19 protein-coding genes and 3 pseudogenes are annotated in these 18,197 nt (G+C 59.8%); 9 read left to right on the top strand and 13 right to left on the bottom strand.

The annotated features are described in order from the left end of the window. The first annotated feature begins 137 nt into the window (after positions 1 to 137). From HWW87_RS16790 to HWW87_RS16775, 4 genes are all read left to right on the top strand, one after another. A complete protein-coding gene (locus tag HWW87_RS16790) occupies positions 138 to 374 on the top strand; it encodes a hypothetical protein (RefSeq protein ID WP_026045370.1) in 237 nt (78 codons plus the stop codon). A 73-nt stretch (positions 375 to 447) separates the two neighbouring features. Next, positions 448 to 669 carry a hypothetical protein gene (locus tag HWW87_RS16785; protein ID WP_017335007.1) on the top strand — a complete coding sequence of 74 codons (222 nt, stop codon included), beginning with the start codon at positions 448 to 450 and terminating at the stop codon, positions 667 to 669. 64 nt (positions 670 to 733) lie between these two features. Beyond that, the gene (locus tag HWW87_RS16780; RefSeq protein WP_026045371.1) at positions 734 to 1,453 is read left to right on the top strand and encodes a Crp/Fnr family transcriptional regulator; all 720 of its coding nucleotides are present in this window, start codon (positions 734 to 736) and stop codon (positions 1,451 to 1,453) included. 249 nt (positions 1,454 to 1,702) lie between these two features. After that, positions 1,703 to 1,906, top strand: coding sequence for a hypothetical protein (locus HWW87_RS16775; RefSeq protein WP_175821225.1), 204 nt, complete (start codon positions 1,703 to 1,705; stop codon positions 1,904 to 1,906). A 199-nt stretch (positions 1,907 to 2,105) separates the two neighbouring features. Here the strand turns inward: HWW87_RS16775 and HWW87_RS16770 are convergent, their stop codons facing one another. Then, complete coding sequence (locus HWW87_RS16770) at positions 2,106 to 2,528, bottom strand: type II toxin-antitoxin system HicB family antitoxin (RefSeq protein WP_175821224.1); 423 nt, start codon at positions 2,526 to 2,528, stop codon at positions 2,106 to 2,108. A gap of 255 nt (positions 2,529 to 2,783) precedes the next feature. Here HWW87_RS16770 and HWW87_RS16765 point away from each other — a divergent pair, with 255 nt between their 5' ends. Beyond that, positions 2,784 to 3,656, top strand: a complete 873-nt coding sequence (locus HWW87_RS16765) for a slipin family protein (RefSeq protein WP_084910924.1) — start codon at positions 2,784 to 2,786, stop codon at positions 3,654 to 3,656. A 168-nt stretch (positions 3,657 to 3,824) separates the two neighbouring features. Beyond that, positions 3,825 to 4,141, top strand: a pseudogene (locus HWW87_RS37180) (acyl-CoA desaturase); the annotation flags it as partial. Between the two features lie 152 nt (positions 4,142 to 4,293). Here the strand turns inward: HWW87_RS37180 and HWW87_RS37175 are convergent. The 7 genes from HWW87_RS37175 to HWW87_RS16725 all read right to left on the bottom strand — a co-directional run bounded on the left by HWW87_RS37175 (position 4,294) and on the right by HWW87_RS16725 (position 10,631). Beyond that, a complete protein-coding gene (locus tag HWW87_RS37175) occupies positions 4,294 to 4,833 on the bottom strand; it encodes a type II toxin-antitoxin system HicB family antitoxin (protein WP_231716882.1) in 540 nt (179 codons plus the stop codon). A 43-nt stretch (positions 4,834 to 4,876) separates the two neighbouring features. Then, the gene (locus HWW87_RS16750; protein ID WP_017335013.1) at positions 4,877 to 5,149 is read right to left on the bottom strand and encodes a hypothetical protein; all 273 of its coding nucleotides are present in this window, start codon (positions 5,147 to 5,149) and stop codon (positions 4,877 to 4,879) included. 253 nt (positions 5,150 to 5,402) lie between these two features. Next, complete coding sequence (locus HWW87_RS16745; RefSeq protein ID WP_175821223.1) at positions 5,403 to 5,906, bottom strand: phasin family protein; 504 nt, start codon at positions 5,904 to 5,906, stop codon at positions 5,403 to 5,405. 211 nt (positions 5,907 to 6,117) lie between these two features. Next, on the bottom strand, positions 6,118 to 6,702 hold the full coding sequence (locus HWW87_RS16740; protein WP_017335015.1) for a DUF1003 domain-containing protein: 585 nt from the start codon (positions 6,700 to 6,702) through the stop codon (positions 6,118 to 6,120). Positions 6,703 to 6,744: 42 nt separating this feature from the next. After that, positions 6,745 to 7,041, bottom strand: a complete 297-nt coding sequence (locus tag HWW87_RS16735; protein WP_157721152.1) for a hypothetical protein — start codon at positions 7,039 to 7,041, stop codon at positions 6,745 to 6,747. 231 nt (positions 7,042 to 7,272) lie between these two features. Then, a complete protein-coding gene (tnpC, locus tag HWW87_RS16730) occupies positions 7,273 to 7,638 on the bottom strand; it encodes a Tn3 family transposase post-transcriptional regulator TnpC (RefSeq protein WP_175821222.1) in 366 nt (121 codons plus the stop codon). Continuing rightward, positions 7,635 to 10,631, bottom strand: coding sequence for a Tn3 family transposase (locus HWW87_RS16725; RefSeq protein ID WP_175821221.1), 2,997 nt, complete (start codon positions 10,629 to 10,631; stop codon positions 7,635 to 7,637). Before HWW87_RS16725 ends, tnpC begins: the two co-directional genes overlap by 4 nt. 233 nt (positions 10,632 to 10,864) lie before the next feature. Between HWW87_RS16725 and HWW87_RS16720 the strand changes: the two are divergent. The 3 genes and pseudogenes from HWW87_RS16720 to HWW87_RS16710 form a co-directional block, all read left to right on the top strand. Then, positions 10,865 to 11,488: pseudogene (locus HWW87_RS16720) on the top strand (IS110 family transposase); the annotation flags it as partial. Between the two features lie 234 nt (positions 11,489 to 11,722). Further along, positions 11,723 to 12,992: pseudogene (locus HWW87_RS16715) on the top strand (IS256 family transposase). Between the two features lie 4 nt (positions 12,993 to 12,996). Continuing rightward, positions 12,997 to 13,488, top strand: coding sequence for a hypothetical protein (locus tag HWW87_RS16710; protein ID WP_244107270.1), 492 nt, complete (start codon positions 12,997 to 12,999; stop codon positions 13,486 to 13,488). Between the two features lie 228 nt (positions 13,489 to 13,716). Here the strand turns inward: HWW87_RS16710 and HWW87_RS16705 are convergent, their stop codons facing one another. The 5 genes from HWW87_RS16705 to HWW87_RS16685 form a co-directional block, all read right to left on the bottom strand. Next, a complete protein-coding gene (locus HWW87_RS16705; RefSeq protein ID WP_175821220.1) occupies positions 13,717 to 14,889 on the bottom strand; it encodes a M20 aminoacylase family protein in 1,173 nt (390 codons plus the stop codon). Between the two features lie 77 nt (positions 14,890 to 14,966). Next, on the bottom strand, positions 14,967 to 15,323 hold the full coding sequence (locus HWW87_RS16700; RefSeq protein ID WP_244107269.1) for an NIPSNAP family protein: 357 nt from the start codon (positions 15,321 to 15,323) through the stop codon (positions 14,967 to 14,969). Positions 15,324 to 15,347: 24 nt separating this feature from the next. Beyond that, on the bottom strand, positions 15,348 to 16,487 hold the full coding sequence (locus tag HWW87_RS16695; protein ID WP_244107266.1) for a porin: 1,140 nt from the start codon (positions 16,485 to 16,487) through the stop codon (positions 15,348 to 15,350). A 96-nt stretch (positions 16,488 to 16,583) separates the two neighbouring features. Next, positions 16,584 to 17,300 (bottom strand): carbon monoxide dehydrogenase subunit G, encoded by a 717-nt coding sequence (locus HWW87_RS16690; protein WP_244107264.1) that lies wholly within the window; start codon positions 17,298 to 17,300, stop codon positions 16,584 to 16,586. 3 nt (positions 17,301 to 17,303) lie between these two features. Then, positions 17,304 to 18,185: an NAD(P)-dependent oxidoreductase gene (locus HWW87_RS16685; RefSeq protein WP_175821219.1), complete on the bottom strand. Its 882-nt coding sequence runs from the start codon at positions 18,183 to 18,185 to the stop codon at positions 17,304 to 17,306. Positions 18,186 to 18,197: the final 12 nt, after the last annotated feature.

Genomic DNA, 18,197 nt, shown 5'->3' with positions numbered 1-18,197 from the left:
CCTGCCCTCATTCGCGTGACTATGAGCGCGCGACGACGCGTGCGGGCAGGCATCGAATAACCCTTAACGCAGGCAGAAGAAAATAGGTTTACCATTGGCTTTTGTGGCTTCTCGCGCTGCTGCAACCCGAGGTCTTCATGCAACGAACAGTCGCATATCGCGGATTCGAGATTCACATTGATCTGCTTTCCACATCGGCGGATATGTTCGATGTCTGGTTTCGCATCAAAGGACCCATCAAGCCTCCTGGTGTGGCAGCGCTCGGCGAGCGCATCAAAATCCGGGGTGGTCCGTTTTCCGAACGCTGGGCCTACCTTGTTGCGGAGATCGCCGGCCAGGCCGCTGTCGATGTAATCCTCGGGCCCGCTGAGTAGACACGCACTACGGGACGCATCCGTTCGATTTCACGCTGAGTGCTACGATGATTCAATACACGCGGAAATCATCATGGACGATTTCACATTCAGTACCAAAACACACTTTGCACGCATTCGTGTGATGGAATCGTCGCGTGGTTTGTACCGAGGCTATGTGTATGTGCGTCGCAGCAGCGAGGGACCGAACGATGATCCCCCCTATCAGACCGATACCGATCGGGAGCTGTACCGTCTCGCGCTCGAAGACGCCAAGATCCTCGCTCAACGCCTGCTTCGCGAGTTCGAGGTTTGAGCCGATGACGCTTCGCGTGGGCGGGTCGTCTTAGGTGAGGCCGCAGCTACTGCCGGAGTGACGTATGTCGGGTCAGCCATCTCGGAGCAAAAATCATCTGCTCGCAGCATTGCCTGCAGAAGATCTGGCGCGTATTTCTCCGCGGCTTGTGTTGGTCGACATGCCGTTGGGAAAGGTGCTGTACGAGTCGGGTGGTGCGCTCAGCCACGTCTATTTTCCGACGACATCCATCGTGTCGCTGTTGTACGTGATGGAAGACGGTTCGTCAGCCGAAATTGCCATCGTCGGCAACGACGGGTTGATCGGCATCGCGCTTTTCATGGGGGGCGAAACAACGCCGAGCCGCGCGATCGTCCAAAGCGCAGGACACGCTTACCGACTCGATGCGCGCATCCTGAAAGACGAGTTCCGTCGAGGCGGTTCGATGCAGCGGCTGTTGCTACGATACACTCAGGCGCTCATCACTCAGATGGCGCAGACGGCCGTATGCAATCGGCATCACTCGATCGACCAGCAGCTCTGTCGATGGCTCCTACTCAGCCTTGATCGCCTGCCGTCGAGCGAACTGAAAATGACGCAGGAGCTGATCGCCAACATGCTCGGTGTCCGACGTTCAGGCGTGACGGAAGCTGCGCTGAAACTTCAGGATGCCGGGTTGATCCGGTACAACTATGGGCACATCGAGGTATTGGATCGCTCCGGGCTTGAGAAGCGCGTGTGCGAATGCTACGGCGTGGTTAGGCGAGAATTCGACCGCCTGCTCCCTGATTTGAAACGCCTTTAGAACCGGCACCGAGGCCAGACTCGCATCCATGCCATCCGGTCCGTACGGCAGCGTACCGACTGCCGAAGCCCGCAGGCGCATGGTGGGACATGACGCAAAGACTGCAGATCGACCGCAGACTTTCATCGAGATTGAAACGCCGTGATCGAAGTGGGCCATCGCGATCCGTATCGCTTGCGCAGCTTTATCTCGACTCGAGCGGCGCGAGCTAATCAATGACGAAACGCGGGTTTTGGAGGGAGCATATTGATGAACGATTACCCGAAACGGGAAAAAAATGCGAAGGACGGCCAACAGGAACAGGCGGAAGCACGCGCGACCGACGATGGAATGCCCGTTGTTCACCCGGAGTGGCAGAGACGCCATGCCCGTTCGTGGAAAGCCGTCACACCCAAGCAACGTATTGCCGATGCCAGGAAACGTCTGGGCATGGGTTATCTGCCGAAGCTATAACGTAGGCGTAGCAAAACTCCTCGATCTCAAACAGAACGTGGAGCCGCCCCAGCAAGGCGGAACTCGAAGCCGGCCAAGCGCCGGCTTTTTGTTTGGCACGTCGCTCGTTACGACAATCGGCGCATGCAAGACTCTCCAGCATCAGTGAAGGGACGCAACCCGGGCAGATGAGATGAATCCGCTGAGTCGCGTTCGGTAGCTACGCCAAGACAAGTTCGCGGCACGAGGACTCCAACGCTGGTACGCCAATTCCTTCCGTACACTCGGCCACCAACGCTTCGCGGCTCATATGGCGCGATTTCGCCACTGAGTCGATTTTTTCCACGAGCTGCTTAGGGAGGCATAGCAAGACCAGCACCGAACACGACGTCGGCCGGGCAATATCGATGAACCTCCAGATTCCCTCGCCGTCGTCGATGCACGACGCCTGCAATGCCGCCATGTCCGTTGTAGGGGAAGGGATGAGGCGCGCGCATTGGTCATACAGTGCATTGACCCGGTCGTTTGCGGCCTTTGCCAACTCGCTGTACGAGTTGCCATCCACGTGCGCGCCGGGAAAATCCGGCAACCACCCGTGATAGCGTGAGCCTTCCTGTCGGGTGATAAAAATGGGGTATTCCATGGTCAGCTCCGGGATTCCTGCGTGACGTGGATCATTATTCGTCCCGGGGCTGGGCGAGTCGGTACGCTAGAGAACTATCTCCAGTGATTCGCCCCCGTGCAGGTACGTCACCGTACAGAATTGCATCGCAATCCGGCGCACGTTCAGGACAAGCGCCCAATCCGCTGATGCCAGGGCGCCAGAGGCAACCGGGCGAACATATGTCGTGCTTCGTAACCCTTGCCGGAAGTCGGCATCACTGAATGGAGCGCCACCATGAACCCCCTCACACTATTTCTTTCCACTGCCTTTTTGTTGGCGGGGCTGGCCGTCGGCACCTTGGTCAATCCGTATCTCGCGTTACCCTTCTTCATCGTCGCCGTCCTTATCGCACTCTCCGTGAAAGTGGCCAATGTCTGGGAGAAGTTCGTAATCCTGCGCGTCGGGAAACTGCAGAGCGTCAAGGGAGCTGGTTTTTTTATGATTATCCCGATACTGGACAACGTTGTCGCGGTGATCGACGAGCGTATTCAAACGACTGCGTTCAACGCACAGGAGGCGCTTACCAGGGATACAGTGCCGGTCAACGTCGACGCCATCATTTTCTGGCACGTACACGACGCTCAGAAAGCGGCACTCGCCATCACTGATTACCGGCAGGCCATCGATCGCGTCGCGCAAACCTCGCTGCGGGAGATGATTGGTTCATCGATGCTGGCCACGCTGCTCTCTGATCGAAAAGCCGCCGATGCACACCTCGCAGACGAGATCGGCAGGAAAACCGCAGATTGGGGTATCACGGTACGGTCCGTGGAAACCCGGGACGTGGCGATCCCCGTCGCGCTGCAGGATTCGATGTCACGGCAGGCGCAAGCCGAACGCGAGAAGCAGGCGCGCGTGATACTCGGTTCCGCGGAGGCCGAGGTGGCGGCGAAATTCGTCGAAGCCTCGCGGGTCTACGAAAATCATCCGGCCGCACTTCAATTGCGGGCAATGAACATCATCTATGAAACGACAAAGGAGCGCGGGGCCACGATCCTGATTCCGAGTTCGATGGTGGACAGCTTGAACCCGGTTCTGGCGTTGGCAATTGCCGGGCATGACGTGACGGAGTCGACATCGCCGCTGACGCTCAAGACAGCGGCATAGCCACGCGGATAGTGCGCGTCGCTCGCGGCATTCGATGCGAATCGGAAGGCGAACTCGCCGCCACGGCGAAGCCCGCGCGATACGAAGGTGACTCGGAGTGCGACCGGTATGTCGGCATTTCTCCTGAACGGTGAGCTGAGACTGTCCTGGTGGCAGCTTGCCTAGGTCGTGCTCGCGCTCACGCATGTCACCATCATCAGCGTGACGGTGTACCTGCACCGCTGTCAGGCGCACCGGGCGCTGGATTTGCACCCGGGCGTCAGCCACTTCTTCCGGTTCTGGCTGTGGTTGACGCCCGGTATGCTGACCACGCAGTGGGTCGCGGTGCATCGCAAGCACACGCCAGGGACGAGACCGCGGAAGATCCGCACAGCCCGCGGATCCGGGGCTTCGCGACCGTACAGCTCCGCGGCGCGGAGCTGTACCGAGCCGAAGCGCGGAACGAGGAAACGCTACGCAGATATGGGTTGGGCACGTCGGACGACAGAGTGGTGTCGAGGCGATCGCCGATTTTTTGATACGCCTGCGCCGGTATACCTGATCCCGGAACGTCCGCGACGCGCCACGCGGGATCGGCGTGCAACAACCCGAGGGGCGAGCGCCACCCTCTGGCGGCATCGCGAGCAACGCTGTACCACTACTTCACCCGACGGTCGGAATCGGAATAGCGCCACTTGCTCACATTGGAATTGATGCCGGCATAGTCGCGAGAACGCTTTTCGGCCCGTTCGATATCGGCTCGGGCCAGATCGTCGCGCTCCTTTTCTCGGGTCGCCTGATCGCGTCGATCAGGTAATGTGCTTGGATAGTATTTCATAGATCCTCCGAAGTGAGGTGTGCTCGTGTAGCGAGGGGCCGCATCGACTCGCTGCAGCACACTCTCAAGCAGGCTCAATTGAACGCCCACGGCCTTCGAGGTAACCCGCGTCAGGTTGATGTCGATAAACATCCAGATCCCTTCCCCGTCGTCCACGTCGAGCGCATGCAATTCCGATGTACTGCAGGTGGGGGCGGGTATGAGTTGCTCGCTGCGGTCGTACATCAACTCGACCATCTCTTGCGCGTTGCGCTTCAGTTCGTCCAACGAATTGCCGCGCGCATCGGCGCGGGGAAAATCGGGAAAACTGGCGCGAAAACCGGTGTCGCCATCGCGGTGGACGTAAAGTGGATATTCTATGACCTACTCCCCTCGAGCGGTCGACTGACTGGCATTCGGCGTGTCAGAGTTCGGTCGCCTGAACCTTGCCGTCTATGATGTCTTTGCCGTATTGCATCGCGAGGTCGACGGCGTCGTCCTCGTTGGTGGGACTTGCTGTACCGAATAACGTTGAATAGCGCCCGGCCTTGACCCCGGCGGCCGGAATGGGGTCAATTCTCACGATGCACGAGAACTGCCTTGGACCTTTGGCATACGGATCGCGATGCAGCGGGAATTCCTGGCGCGGGTATGCGCTGAGTGCGTACCCTCTGTATTCGATGGTCGGGATGGACATGATGACGTGCTCCTTAAGCGGTGCTGACCGTCATCGAACAGTGTTTATCCGGATGCGAAAAAGGGCGGTCAGGTACATCTGGATCATTTCACAATGCGCTCAATGCCATTGCAAAGCAAACTATATTTTGACGGCACAAAATGGGGAAAGCCGGCGTCTTGCCGGCTTTCCACTAGGCGGCGAGACCGCCCAACGACCCGCTCGTGCAGGGCGTCGTTTTCGTGCTTGCGCGCAAGCCGCGCATCGCTATCGGCTATGCGATGTCCGGTACTGGGTTGCCGGGCGTGCGCGCACCGGCCGCATGCTTGATGGCTTCCTGCATCATTCCCTGGGACCGCATCATCCCGCCGATTGCAGACTGCATCGCGGTGTAGGCGGCGTCAGAACCAAAGGGCGCGGTCTGCCCAAGATTCGCTGCCAACTGCTTGCAGATGACGTTGTACTGGTTATGCAGGTCCTCGCCCGCCTGTGTCACGGCTGCCAAGAACTGCGAATCGATCTGTTGGACCTGCTCCGCATACGCCAGGGCGCGCTCGAAAAATTGCTGCGGCAGGCCGACCGCACCAGTGGGTGACGGTAATCCAGATGGCAACGATGACAAGGCGGATTGTCCCCCGTCCAGCATCCCCTTTATGGCCGCGAGATTGAGTTCCGTCAGCTTCCGCAGACGCTCGAACCCTTCATTCTGCAAACGAAAAATTGCCGGTAAAGTACGCAGGCCGAAGTCGGCGGATTGTTCAACGGCGGTGGTGTTCATTGTATGCGCCCGAATCGACCCGGCACGTGCGTCCAAGGGATTTCGGAGGCGAGTGTTTCGCTAAAGATCAGCAGGTCGGAGCGACTAGCACTGCCAATGCTGCGTCGCAACAAAACCCACTGTATACCTTTCCTGGCGGATGTACAGCGATTCCGGAAAGCGGACCCCGCCGGGCCGAACCCACAGACCGTCGCGGTTCGGTCATATCGTTTTACGCAGCGGGCGACCCCGACACTTTGTCGCTCGACGTCCTGCTGGACACGAGCAGGTTCTTCAGCGCTTCCATCTGCTCCTTCTGGATGTTCAGCAATTCGGTCCATTGCTTGTCACGCAGGATATCCACCTTTTCATGCAGCAACATAATCTCAAGTTCGGCCTTCAGATTGATTTCGTAGTCGTGCTCGGCGGACATCCGGTCCTTATACGACTGCCGGTTCTGCGCCATCAGGATGATGGGCGCTTGGATGGCCGCAAGCATCGAGAGAAACAGGTTGAGCAGAATGTAGGGGTATGGATCAAAAGTCTCGCTGTACTTGGCTAGAATCACCGAATTCAAGCCAACCCAGACAATCATGATCACGATAAAACACGTGATGAATATCCACGATCCGCCGAAGGCCGCCACGGCATCGGCTGCGCGCTGGCCTCGCGTCATCGAGGCATCCAGTTCTTTCGCCGCATCTCTTGCTACGTGTCTGCGCTCCGCGACCAGTCGCGCAACATTCTTGGCGCGCTCGTCCAACGTTTCATAGGGTACGCCGAGAAATTTCTCGGCAAGCTCGGCGGGGTTTTGCATTTTGCACTCGCGGTAGTCGTGTCTGTCGAAGAAAATCCTCTGCTACGGCCAGATCGCTGAAAACGCTTCGCGACAGCGAGGTGAAATCAGCGAACACTGCTTGGACGCTCGCGCTTTTTGGAGAGCATCGATACCATCGGAGTAGTGTGATGGCAAAAGGTCAGTTGCGCAGCAATCGCGAAGCAAAGAAACTGAAGCAGCCGAAAAAGCCGCCGTCAGTTTGGTCGCCGTCCAGATCCGTCCCACCCAGCGTGCGGTCGAATTGTGCGGAAGCGCAAAAAAAGCGCTGACGATGAACTCGTCCAGGCAACTCGTCGGCGTCGCATCGATGCCGGACAATATTGTCTCAAGACCATCCGGTCACGGCTTCGACGATCCTTCCTTGCCACAACGCGGGTGTCGCTCTTCATGCGCATCGCGTCGGAGGCGAAGGGCCGCTATCTGAGAGGAGCCGGCGTTTGAGTACCCGTCTAAGCGCGCGGGCGAGCGGCTGGAGATGGGCCGTCTGCAGTCGCATAACACCGGCCGGGACTGGCTACCCCATGGTCTCGATCAGTGGGCGGGCGCCGTTCAACCCTCGCCAAAACCGTCGTCCGGATGTAGCGTTTCGAGAGGCTCGAGGATCGCTCTCACCTGGGTGAGTTCCATGACAAATTGGTCAATCAGATCGAGCGCGTCCAGCACCCGCTCGGGCAAGGGGCCTTCGCGTCGCGACGGCACTGATGGTGCTCCATTCAGCACCGAATGCGCCATGCTGTGGATCTCCAGGAGATCGTCGCGTAGCCCCTCGGGATCATGAAGTTGAACGCGAATGCGATCGACGATATCGACGGCGGCCAGCAGGCGCGTTGTGTCGTAACTCGATTCGAGCCGCTCGAGTGCGGCGGTGTCGACATCGCCGAAACAGGTCGTAGTGGTGGCTGGGCGTGCAGTCATGAACGGGATGCGTAGGTGCGGGCAGCCAGACCAAACAGCGGGTCCCTGATCCAGGCTTCCGGCCGGCGATCGAGATGCAGTTTGTAGTGGCCGAAGCGGCGGATGTTGTGGGTCGGATAGGGGCTCAGAAACTCGATGTCTTCGGCGCGCACTTTCTCGCCGTTTGCCACCATCTCGCGAAGCGCCTGCATCATGTCCACCGTGTTCTGCAAGATCACGGCCGATGCGACCAGGTCGTTGTAGCGTAGGCGCTTTTGCTGCTCCTCGGGCTCGTTCTCGGCGATCACGTCCCCGCCGAACGACAGCCACTTCGAGAAGCCATTGTATGACTCGATCTTGTTCGTGTTCGCGGTGACCTCCTGCCGCAATTCGAGGCTGCCGATCCACTCGAGCAGGAACACGGTGCGAACGACGTTGCCGAGCTCGCGGGCGGCCAGGTACAGGCGATTCTTGCGGCTTTCGGAACCCAGCCGGCGCAGCAGCAGCGGTGACGAAATCGTGCCTGCCTGAATCGACAGCGCGACCTGCATCAGCTCCTGCCAGTGCTGCTCGATCAGCGTCCAGTCGATGGTCGCCGTGAACAGCTTGTCGATGTGCTTGTATTTGGTCTTGCCGTCCGGCCGGTACAGCACGAGATCTTTCCAGTTGCGAATCCGCGGCATCAGGTTGATGCCAAGCAGGTACGTGAACGCGAACACGGCGGCCGACTGGCCCTGCGTGTCCGCATGGACGGTGTCCGCCTTGACTGACAGGCCCGTTTTCAGCAGGCCCTCGATCACATAGATCGCTTCCCAGACGCCCGGCGGAATGAAGTGCTGGAATACCGCGATGTAATTGTCGGCAACGTGCCGGTACGCGACCGCGCCCATTTTCTGGTAGCGGAAGTGATAGCCGGCGAGCAGGTTGTTGTCGTAGAAGTCGTACTGCGTGCCGTCGGCCGCGACCGTCTTGCCATCGCCCCAGTGTTTTGGCAGGTCCAGCCGCAGGTACAGTTCGATCAGCTCGCGTTGTGCGGTTTCAAGCCTGTCCAGGCTCATATGCCGACGGTTGACGAACGACAGCATGTGCGCGGTGACATCGGAATCAAGATGGCGAGCCGCCTGGGTCGGGCCGAGATTGCAGCCCATCGCGAAAATCGTGAGCAGGTAGCGCTCGGCGGCCTTGCGAATCTGCGGATCGCTCCCGGACAACGGCCCGAAGTGCCGCGTAAAATGAGTCCAGTGCTCGATGTTCGCGAGGATGTCCAGCATATTCCGCGTTGGCAGGCGGGCGTTCAGCCGCTCCTGCAAGGCGATTGCGCTCGCGGGGATCTCTTTGGCGACAGTCTTGCGCAGGATCGGCTCGCCATGACGGTCGATCACGACGTGCTCGCGCTTGCGCGGCAATTCAGCGTCAAGCTTGTGGGAAGCGTCCGTGAGCCATTGACGCAGGTGGCGCACGAAGTCACTGCTGGTCGTGGGCATGCCGAGCTTGTCGCAGTAGTCCGGCAACTGCTGCTCGCAATGCCGCCACGGCAACAGGTGATCGCGATAGTCCGCGTACGCGTCGGAGCCCGACACGCATAGATCACCGACCCGTAGTTCCTCGGCCATGTACGAGAACACACAAAGCTCGAGATACCGGCGATTGGTCGGAGACCCCTCGCCGTGCGAGCGCCGCACGAGCCTGCGCCACCGCGGCGCGGCAAAGCTCATGTCGACATCCGCATCGATCCACTCCCGATGCAACGATTCGTTCTCCAGCACCACATCAAGTGCATTGAGCAGCGAGCGAACCGGGCTGGTCGAATCCCATTCGAGCGTACGGACGACACGCATCATGACCGAGCGGTGCGCCTTGAAGTGCTTCCAGAGCAGCGGCAGATAGTTGCGGCCGCTGAAGGCGCGGATCGCCGCACAGCTCTCGCGCAACGGCTCGAGATCGCCTTTCGGTGCAAGCAGCTTCCTGACCGCTCGGGCGATGGCCGTCTCGTCGGATTCATCGGCGAGAATGTCGGCCACGCCGTCCAGCAAGCCGACGAGATCCTCGACCTGATCACGCTGTTTTCGCTGAATGGCGTCCAGTTCGTCGCTCGCGCGCTTGTGGATGGCGCCCATGCGCCGTACGAACATGTCGGCGAGATCGTCGCGGGCGCGCACGCGCATGCGGTTGAGCAGCGCAACGATCAACGTATAGCGCTTCTCGGGCAGAGAGTCGTTCCTGAGCGCCGACGCGTCAAGCGCCATCGCCTGATTGGCGAGCGAGCGCAGCTTTGATGCTGGAATCCCGGCGATGGCCAGTGAGAAATCGCCGAGCTCGTCGAGCCAGGCGACCTGGTTGATCAGCAGGTCCAGATGCTGGCGCGATGGGCGTTTCGCATGACGCTTGATCCGGTTGTAGGCAGTTTGCCGGCTCGACAGATCACGCGCGAGCAACCGGTCGAGCGCGCGTTTCTGTTCATCGGTCAGGCGTCGCGTGACGCGTTTGAAGAGTCTCGACTGCGCCCGGGCATGGATCTGCTCGGTGAGCCGATCGAGCGTCGAGAACGCCGGCAGTTCGATATCGCGCGCGATCAGCTCGTCGATCGTCGCGTTGATGATGTCGACCGGCTGGTCCATTGTCAGCGACGCCGTGTGCGCTGCCCGAGTCGCAATCGCGTTCGCGTCCGTGCCGTAATACGGCTTCACGTCTAGGTAGGCGCGAACAGCCGCGTAATGCCGGAACAGCGTTGGGGAGGTCTCTGTGTCGTAGACGAATTGTACGGTGTCGCCGATATCCGCGGCTGCCCGAATGTGCTCGACGACGGTGGCCGGAATGGTGTCGACCGGCGGGAAATAGTGTAGTTGCTGAAAAACCTTCAACAGCGCCAGCAGGCCCAGTCGAGGTCGCTCGCCGCGTGTCGACCGGCGCGCCCATTCGAGCTCGTCGGGCAGTGGGGTGTAGCAGGCTTGTAATTCCCGGGGCGACAGAACCTCGGGAAAGCGCGGGTACGCCGTGCGTTTGAGGGTAGCCATTGCGGATCGTCCGGATCGCAGAGGGCCGCTCAGATTAGCGCAAGAAAAATCCGGCGTTACTGCGTCACGTCGTAATAACCGGGGCCGCTTTCATAACTACAAGGCTTATGATAGGAATTCGCGCTTACCTTGTTCATGCCCCTAGCAAAGGCGGACCCGTACGGGCCGACGGCATCAAGGCGCCCAAGAAGGAAGATGATGTAGATCTACCCAGGCAAACCGGAGAGTCCGCCATGAAGCTCACGCCAGTTGGGATCGACATTGCAAAGAACGTCTTTCAAGTCCACCACGTCGATGAGGAGACCGGAGAAGTCCTAAACAAGCCGATCAAACGAGCGAAGCTCCTCGAATACTTCGCGAACCGCGCGCCGTGTCTAATCGGTATGGAAGCGTGCGGCGGTGCACACCACTGGGCGAGGCAATTTGTACGGATGGGCCATCAGGTGAAGTCGATGCCTGGCGAATACGTAAAGGCGTTCAATATCCGCAACAAGAAGGATGCGGCGGATGCTCTGGCGATCTGGCGGGCAGTGCAACAGCCGAGCAAGGCCGTTGCGGTGAAGACCGAGATGCAACAGGCGATGTTGGCGCTGCACAGAGTGCGCGAGCAATTGGTGAAGTCCCGGACCATGCAGATCAACTGCCTGGGCGGATTACTGACCGAATACGGCGAAGTAATGGGCACCGGCCGAGCAGCGTTCGACAAAGGAATGCCCGAGGTGCTGGCGCGAATTTCTGAGCGCTTGCCAACTGCCCTGATCGACACCCTGCGCGAACAATGGAACGGCCTGCGGCTACTGGATGAGCAGATCGGGGCGATTGAGCGGCGGATGACCGCGCGACGATCCCAGGATCGGAACCGAGTTGCGAGATTCGCCCCGAGCGCTGGCTGGTGAAGTCGCGTACTGGATGCGAGATTGAGCGACATGATCATGCGATCGACCATTCGGTCGAGTACGGGGATCGCGAGCAGCTTGGTCAGCAATGTACAGTTCGCTCGATTGGAGAAGGTCGGGCGCTCCGCCGTAGGGACCTATCCGTCATTTTGTGGGCGGGGCATATCATGAGAGGTAAAAATCATGGATATGCCGATGAAGAAGAAACGGAGAACGGTCGCATCCCAGGCAGCGGCCTGCGGGCCGCTGCCTGAACTGCCTATGGAACTGCTGGACCAACTGGTTAAAGGGCCGATGACGCCGGCCGAGGTGCAGGACCTGATGCTGGCGTTCAACAAGGCGGTCATCGAACGCGCGATGGGCGCCGAGATGAATCTGCATCTGGGCTACCCGCCGGGCCAGCCCAAGCCGCCCGGTCAGGCCAACGAGCGCAACGGCGCCAGCGGCAAGACGGTCATCACGGATCGCGGCCCGGTTCGTGTCGAAGTCCCCCGTGACCGTGACGGCAGCTTCGAGCCGATCCTGATTCCCAAGCACGAGCGTCGTTTCACCGGCTTCGACGAACGCATCATCGCGATGTACGCGCGCGGCATGAGCGTGCGCGAGATTCAAGGGTTTCTGGCCGAGAGCTACGGCACCGAAGTGTCGCCCGACTTCATCAGTTCGGTCACCGACGAGGTAATGGCCGAGGCGCTGAGCTGGCAGAACCGCCCACTCGATGCGATGTATCCGATCGTGTTCTTCGATGCGCTGCGGGTCAAGATCCGCGACGACGGCGTGGTCAGCAACAAGGCCGTCTATCTGGCCTTGGGAATCCAGGCCGACGGCCAGCGCGACGTGCTGGGCCTCTGGATCGAGCAGACCGAGGGGGGCCAAGTTCTGGCTGAAGGTGTTCAACGAACTCAAGACGCGCGGCTGCCAGGACATCCTGATCGCCGTGGTCGACGGCCTGAAGGGCCTGACCGAGGCGATCGGCGCGGCCTATCCCAAGACGACTGTCCAGACCTGCATCGTGCATCTGATCCGCAACAGCCTCGAATACGCCAGCTACAAGGACCGTAAGGTGCTCGCCGCAGCGCTGCGCCCGATCTACGCGGCTGCCAGCGAAGAGGCGGCAAGGCAAGCGCTGCAAGACTTCGCCGACGGACCGTGGGGCGCGAAGTACCCGACGATCGTGCAGTCGTGGCAACGCGCGTGGGAGCACGTCGTGCCGTTCTACGTGTTGCCGCCGGAGATTAGACGGGTCGTGTACACCACGAACGCTATAGAAAGTTTGAACATGCAGTTGCGCAAGATCATCAAGACCCGTGGTCACTTCCCGAATGACGAGGCGGCCATCAAGCTGCTCTGGCTGGCGCTGCGCAACGTACTGGCTAAGACCGTGCGGACTGCCTTCGACTGGAAATCGGCGATGAACCAGTTTGCTATCCTGTTCGGCGAGCGATTTATGCAGGCGCGTGGATAACGCGTTGTTCAACCGCCTCGCCCACAAAAATGCGGACAGGTTCGCGGGCAGCAAGCTCGTCGTTGAGCTTGGCGAATCAGTACCGTGCAGCACTGTTAATTTGGGACAACTCATACGAAACGATATGGCAGCGACTACGAAATTACACGTGCGCCACATGCTGGTCATCCTCCTGCGGCTCTTGCCCATCTTTCCTTATGCGCTGATCGCGAGGGTCGGTAGCGGCCTGGGTGCATCGGCGTATGAGATATCGGGCCGCCGTAAGCAGATCGCTTTGGCCAATCTGAGATTCTGCTTTCCGGACTTATCTGAAGTCGACCGTGACAGCCTCGCTCGCACACACTTTCAACACCTCGTACAAAGCTATCTTGAGCGGGGATTTCAGTGGCTCGGAAGCTCCCGTTGGGTCAACAGGTTGGCGCAACTGGACAGTCAGATCGACCTCGACGAACCCGACACGCCGCCTACGATCTCTATGGATTTTCATTTCGTCTGAATTGAGGTGGGCTGCGAGCGGTTCGAGCAGAAGCGACCGAAAATTCAGGCGATCCAGTGGGCCACGCGGATCGTGATGGACTCGCAGACTCGCGCGGCACGTCAGAGAAAGATACGTATCAATCGCTGCGCTCGCAAGGCTGTGCTCAAGCACCAACAGATCGAGACGGTGGCAACCGACATCGTCAAGACGCATGAAACGCAGAGTTTTTAGCAGCGGAGTGCTGCGTTAGCATGCTAGTCCGTCACTGACGTTATGACGCATGCCGAACGCCTTCACGACATTCACCCAGTATGTTGCTCCAATGGGCAACGCCGCATCATTGAAGTCGTAACGTGGATTGTGTAGCGGGACGGCCGGAGCTTCACCATCGACACCCATCCAGATGTATGCCCCCGGCTTCGATTGCAGCATGAAGGCGAAATCCTCCGACGCCATTGAGGGCGCAACCTCGCGCCGTACGCACGCCCCGACGGTGGCTTCCGCAGCGGCAATCGCGCAATCCGTTTGAACGGGATGGTTGATCGTGGCCGGATACGCGTAGCGATAGTCCAGCGCGGCCTTCACACCCAACGCGCCTGCGATGCCTTCCGATATCTCGTCTATTGAATCTCGAATCCTCTGCTGCACAGCACCCGAAAAACAGCGCACAGTGCCGCGAATCACGGCACGCTCGGGCAGGACATTCCACGCTTCCCCGCCGTGAATCTGCGTCACGCTGACGACGCCGGCCTCATGCGGCGCAATCCGACGGCTCACGATACTCTGCAACGCTACGACGATCTGGCTGGCGCACAACAGCACGTCGCTCCCCTCCTCCGGCATGGCAGCATGGCAACCCTTGCCGCTGACAACGATCTCGAACGTATCGAGCGACGCCATCATCGAGCCGCGGTTGATCGCAAATTCACCAAGAGGCAAGCCGGGCCAGTTGTGCAGACCGAACACGGCATCGCACGCAAAGCGCTCGAAAATCCCGTCCTCGATCATGACGCGCCCCCCGCCCGCCATCTCCTCGGCTGGTTGAAAGATGACGTGGACCGTACCACGCCAACCGGCATCTCGGCTCAATGCGGCTGCGGCGCCAAGCAGCATGGCGGTATGGCCATCGTGGCCGCACGCGTGCATCTTGCCTTCATGCATGGATCGATGCGCGAAGTCGTTCGTCTCGGAGACCGGCAATGCGTCCATGTCGGCACGCAAACCAAGCGCCGGCCCAGCGCCGCGCGTAAGGGTACCAACCACACCGGTCCGCCCCACACCTTCGTGCACCTCGAAGCCGTGGCCGCGCAGTATGCCTGCCACGAGACAGGCGGTTGCCGTCTCTTCGAAAGCGGTTTCCGGGTGCGCATGCAACTCGCGGCGCCATTTCGTCATCAGGTCGATCAGATCGCTATCCATTGCAGTTCGATTGGGTTGAGCAGCAGTAAGAAGAAAATAATGCCGGGCGTGAGGGCCGGTATCCCAGCATCCACGCGCTACTTCATTGGAGAGAACGCGACTGGATTCAGGAAAACGGATTCCTGATGCACGAGATACGGGAGGATTTCTGGCACGAACGCCTGCCATTGTGGATCGGCGCCGAGTTCGGCGCGTTGCACCGACCGATGTGCGAAGTCGTTGTACGCCCAGCAGAAAACGACCGAATTGAGTACGCCCGACTCTTTGGTCCAGCACGCAAGGAGGCGCGCATAACGAGTAATGGTGCTCAGTCCGCGTTCCTCGTATATCTTGAGAAATTCAGCTGCCGTGCCGGCCTTCACTTGATAAGTACGCATTTCGACAATCATGCTCGTCCCGCTAAAGAAGAAAGCGTTGATGGAGGGACAGCTCACTCGCAGCTTCGCTGCCCCATGGGTTCAGAAGCTGTGCCGGATGCCCACGCGCACCGCCGCCTGATTCGATGTCGACGATGCCGTCAGATAAGTCAGGTCTGCGACTGCGGCATGGCCGGTCGAATCGATCCCGCTCGCGCGCTGCCATGCAGCGATCAGATACACGAACGTCCGCTTCGAAAAGAAGTATTGCGAGCCGAGTGCGAGTTCGTTGTAGTGCGCGCTCGGCGTCTTCGTATACTCGTAGACGAGCCCACCCATCACAAACGGCGTGAAGCGGTAGCTGACATAACCCTCGGCCGTATTGAGGCTGGCCGATCCCTGGAATGGCGAGCCAGGCGTCGCGACTGCGTCCGTGAAATGGGTGTACGTGTACACGGCGCCGAACGTCGTGGCCCCCAGCACATAGTCACCGCCGAGACCGAATATCTGCACGTTGCGCGCTGATGCGTAGCCGCTGTAGATCGGGTTCGTCACCGGGTTGGTGAATGGCTTGCCGGCCACGGGGCCGGTACTGGCGTCGTACAGTGCGGTAGCCGGATTGTTGACGTTCAGGTACGCCAGTCCAAGCTTCAGCCCCCCCATCGCATAATTCGCGCCGAAGCCGTACGCGCGAGCCTTTGCGGTCGAACCGGGAACCCCGCCGAAGCTGTACAGGCCACCAACATTCAAACCTCGAAAGGTCGGGCTCAAATATTTGACCGCGTTACTGATCGGATAACTGCCCCAGATGCCATCGACATCGCCCGCATGTGAGGATAACGAGCCGCCGAACGAGAAGTCCGACGATAGCGGCTGCAGGTTCGTCACCATGAAGTCATATTGACGCCCAAGCCGGAGCGAACCATATGAGCTCGACAACCCGACATAAGACTGACGCCCCCAGAGCCGCTGGTTATAGCCAAGCTTGCCACTGTTCACGTCATAGCCGCTTTCGAGTTGGAAAATCGCGGACATCCCGCCCCCCAGATCCTCCTTGCCCAGCAGACCGAATTTGCTGCCGCCAAGCCCGCCGCTGAACATCTGCACGTTGGACGCGCCTTTTTGATTGTTCGTATAGGTGATGCCGTCATCGGCCACGCCATAGAGCGTGACGCTGCTCTGTGCCCTCGCCGCTACCGACATGCTCAGCATTGATATTAGCAATACTAAATGTTTGTTCATCGATATCCTCGATTGGTAACAGACAGACTGAAAGAACTAACGGTATTGCAGGAAAAACATCGTCGGTATCAACGAAGGCCCATTGTCTCGCGCCGTTTATACCCAATGTCCAATTAGAAAGCCGATGACGAGGCCAGCGAGCCCGGAGAACACGACCGTCAACCATTGACGGTTCGTCGGTTCTCCCGAAGCTTGGACAGCTTGCGTGGTTCCGGCCGACGCGCCGTCTCGAACCACAGATCGTGTTTCCAAACGCCCCTCGATCCGCTGGCACGACGAAGCGTGGTCGTCCCCCTGCGGCGAGCCGTCACCGTCGTTGGTCTCTGCCGTGTTGGGCACATGACTCGTGTCACCATTCGCGAACCGTAATGCGGTGAAATGATTCGTCAGCGACGTGAAAAACTGGTCGAGATTCTTGCGCGCAGCGGACTGGATCAGCCGAGCGCCCACGCTCATCAATTTGCCCCCGATCTCGACGTCCGCATCATAGGCGAGTTGCGTCCCCTGTTCATGTGACGCAAGCGACACGCGAGCGGTAATGCGCGCAAAGCCGGCAGTTCCCGCACTGCCCTCCCCCGCAATCGTATAGCCGTGCGGTGGGTCGAGATCCGACAACACGACGCCGCTTCTGAACGTAGCGGAAACCGGTCCGACTTTGACCTGAATCGTTGACTCGAAATGTTGTGGGTCGCTCATTTCGAGCGACTTACAGCCGGGCAAACAGGCTTGCAGTACGGCGGGGTCGTTCAATGCAACCCATACCTCGTCCGGCGATGCAGGCAGTACACACGTCTGTGCAAAATTCATCGCCATTCTTCAGTCCTCATAGTGTCGCGCGAGCGCTTGAGTGCCCTCGCGCGCATGCCCGGCGCTGGCGAGATCGCTATACAAGCGGTAGGCGAGCTCGAGCCCCGGAAGCGTGCGGCCAAGCCGTTCAGCCTCGCCGCGCGCGATGCTCATGTCCTTAACGAAGTGCTCGATGAAAAAGCCCGGCGCAAAGTCGCTTTTAACGATCTTCGGGCCGAGGTTGTTCAACAGGAAGCCGCCTGCCGCGCCGCCGCCGATGGACGCAAGCACGGTCTGTGGATCGAGCCCGGCACTAGCCGCATAGGCAAGCCCTTCGCACACACCAATCATGGTCGATGCAATCACGATCTGGTTGCATAGCTTCGCGTGCTGCCCCGCTCCTGGTCCGCCTTGCCGGACCACCTGCGTGCCCATGCAGCGCAACAGCGGTTCGACTTGCGCGACCGTGTCGCCGTCGCCGCCGACCATGATCGACAGACGCCCCTCGCGCGCGCCGAGATCGCCGCCCGACACCGGTGCATCGAGCGCACGGAGTCCGCGCATTGCGGCTTCCCGGGCAATCTCTTCGGCAAGCTCTGGGCTCGACGTCGTCATGTCGATCAATATCGACCCATTGCGCGCATGGGTGATCAGGCCACCGGCGTCGAAGTAAATGGTGCGTACGTCGGCCGGGGTGCCGACCATCGTAATCACGATATCGCACGCCTGCGCCAGTGCCGCGGGAGTGGCATGCCATTTCGCGCCGGCCTCGACGAGCGGCCGCGCCTTGTCGAACGAGCGATTGTAGACGTGCAGCGCATAACCGGCGGCCGCGATACGGCGCGCCATTGCCGCACCCATGATGCCGAGCCCGATGAAACCGATGGCCGGCTGGACTGTGGAAGCGTTCATGACGAAAATTCC

This window comes from Burkholderia sp. BCC0419 (assembly GCF_902830285.1).
Taxonomy (GTDB): Bacteria; Pseudomonadota; Gammaproteobacteria; order Burkholderiales; family Burkholderiaceae; genus Burkholderia.
Note: the sequence above shows the minus strand (reverse complement) of the source record. Positions and strands in the feature narration are given on the sequence as shown.

Bases quoted from the DNA above. Each gene is read 5' to 3' on its own strand.
- HWW87_RS16790 (WP_026045370.1), top strand. From the start codon at position 138: ATGCAACGAACAGTCGCATATCGCGGATTCGAGATTCACATTGATCTG.
- HWW87_RS16775 (WP_175821225.1), top strand. From the start codon at position 1,703: ATGAACGATTACCCGAAACGGGAAAAAAATGCGAAGGACGGCCAACAG.
- HWW87_RS16780 (WP_026045371.1), top strand. From the start codon at position 734: ATGTCGGGTCAGCCATCTCGGAGCAAAAATCATCTGCTCGCAGCATTG.
- HWW87_RS16690 (WP_244107264.1), bottom strand. From the start codon at position 17,300: ATGGCGATGAATTTTGCACAGACGTGTGTACTGCCTGCATCGCCGGAC.
- HWW87_RS16685 (WP_175821219.1), bottom strand. From the start codon at position 18,185: ATGAACGCTTCCACAGTCCAGCCGGCCATCGGTTTCATCGGGCTCGGC.
- HWW87_RS16740 (WP_017335015.1), bottom strand. From the start codon at position 6,702: ATGCAAAACCCCGCCGAGCTTGCCGAGAAATTTCTCGGCGTACCCTAT.
- HWW87_RS16725 (WP_175821221.1), bottom strand. From the start codon at position 10,631: ATGGCTACCCTCAAACGCACGGCGTACCCGCGCTTTCCCGAGGTTCTG.
- HWW87_RS16705 (WP_175821220.1), bottom strand. From the start codon at position 14,889: ATGGATAGCGATCTGATCGACCTGATGACGAAATGGCGCCGCGAGTTG.
- tnpC (WP_175821222.1), bottom strand. From the start codon at position 7,638: ATGACTGCACGCCCAGCCACCACTACGACCTGTTTCGGCGATGTCGAC.
- HWW87_RS16765 (WP_084910924.1), top strand. From the start codon at position 2,784: ATGAACCCCCTCACACTATTTCTTTCCACTGCCTTTTTGTTGGCGGGG.
- HWW87_RS16745 (WP_175821223.1), bottom strand. From the start codon at position 5,906: ATGAACACCACCGCCGTTGAACAATCCGCCGACTTCGGCCTGCGTACT.
- HWW87_RS16750 (WP_017335013.1), bottom strand. From the start codon at position 5,149: ATGTCCATCCCGACCATCGAATACAGAGGGTACGCACTCAGCGCATAC.
- HWW87_RS16785 (WP_017335007.1), top strand. From the start codon at position 448: ATGGACGATTTCACATTCAGTACCAAAACACACTTTGCACGCATTCGT.
- HWW87_RS16695 (WP_244107266.1), bottom strand. From the start codon at position 16,487: ATGAACAAACATTTAGTATTGCTAATATCAATGCTGAGCATGTCGGTA.
- HWW87_RS16770 (WP_175821224.1), bottom strand. From the start codon at position 2,528: ATGGAATACCCCATTTTTATCACCCGACAGGAAGGCTCACGCTATCAC.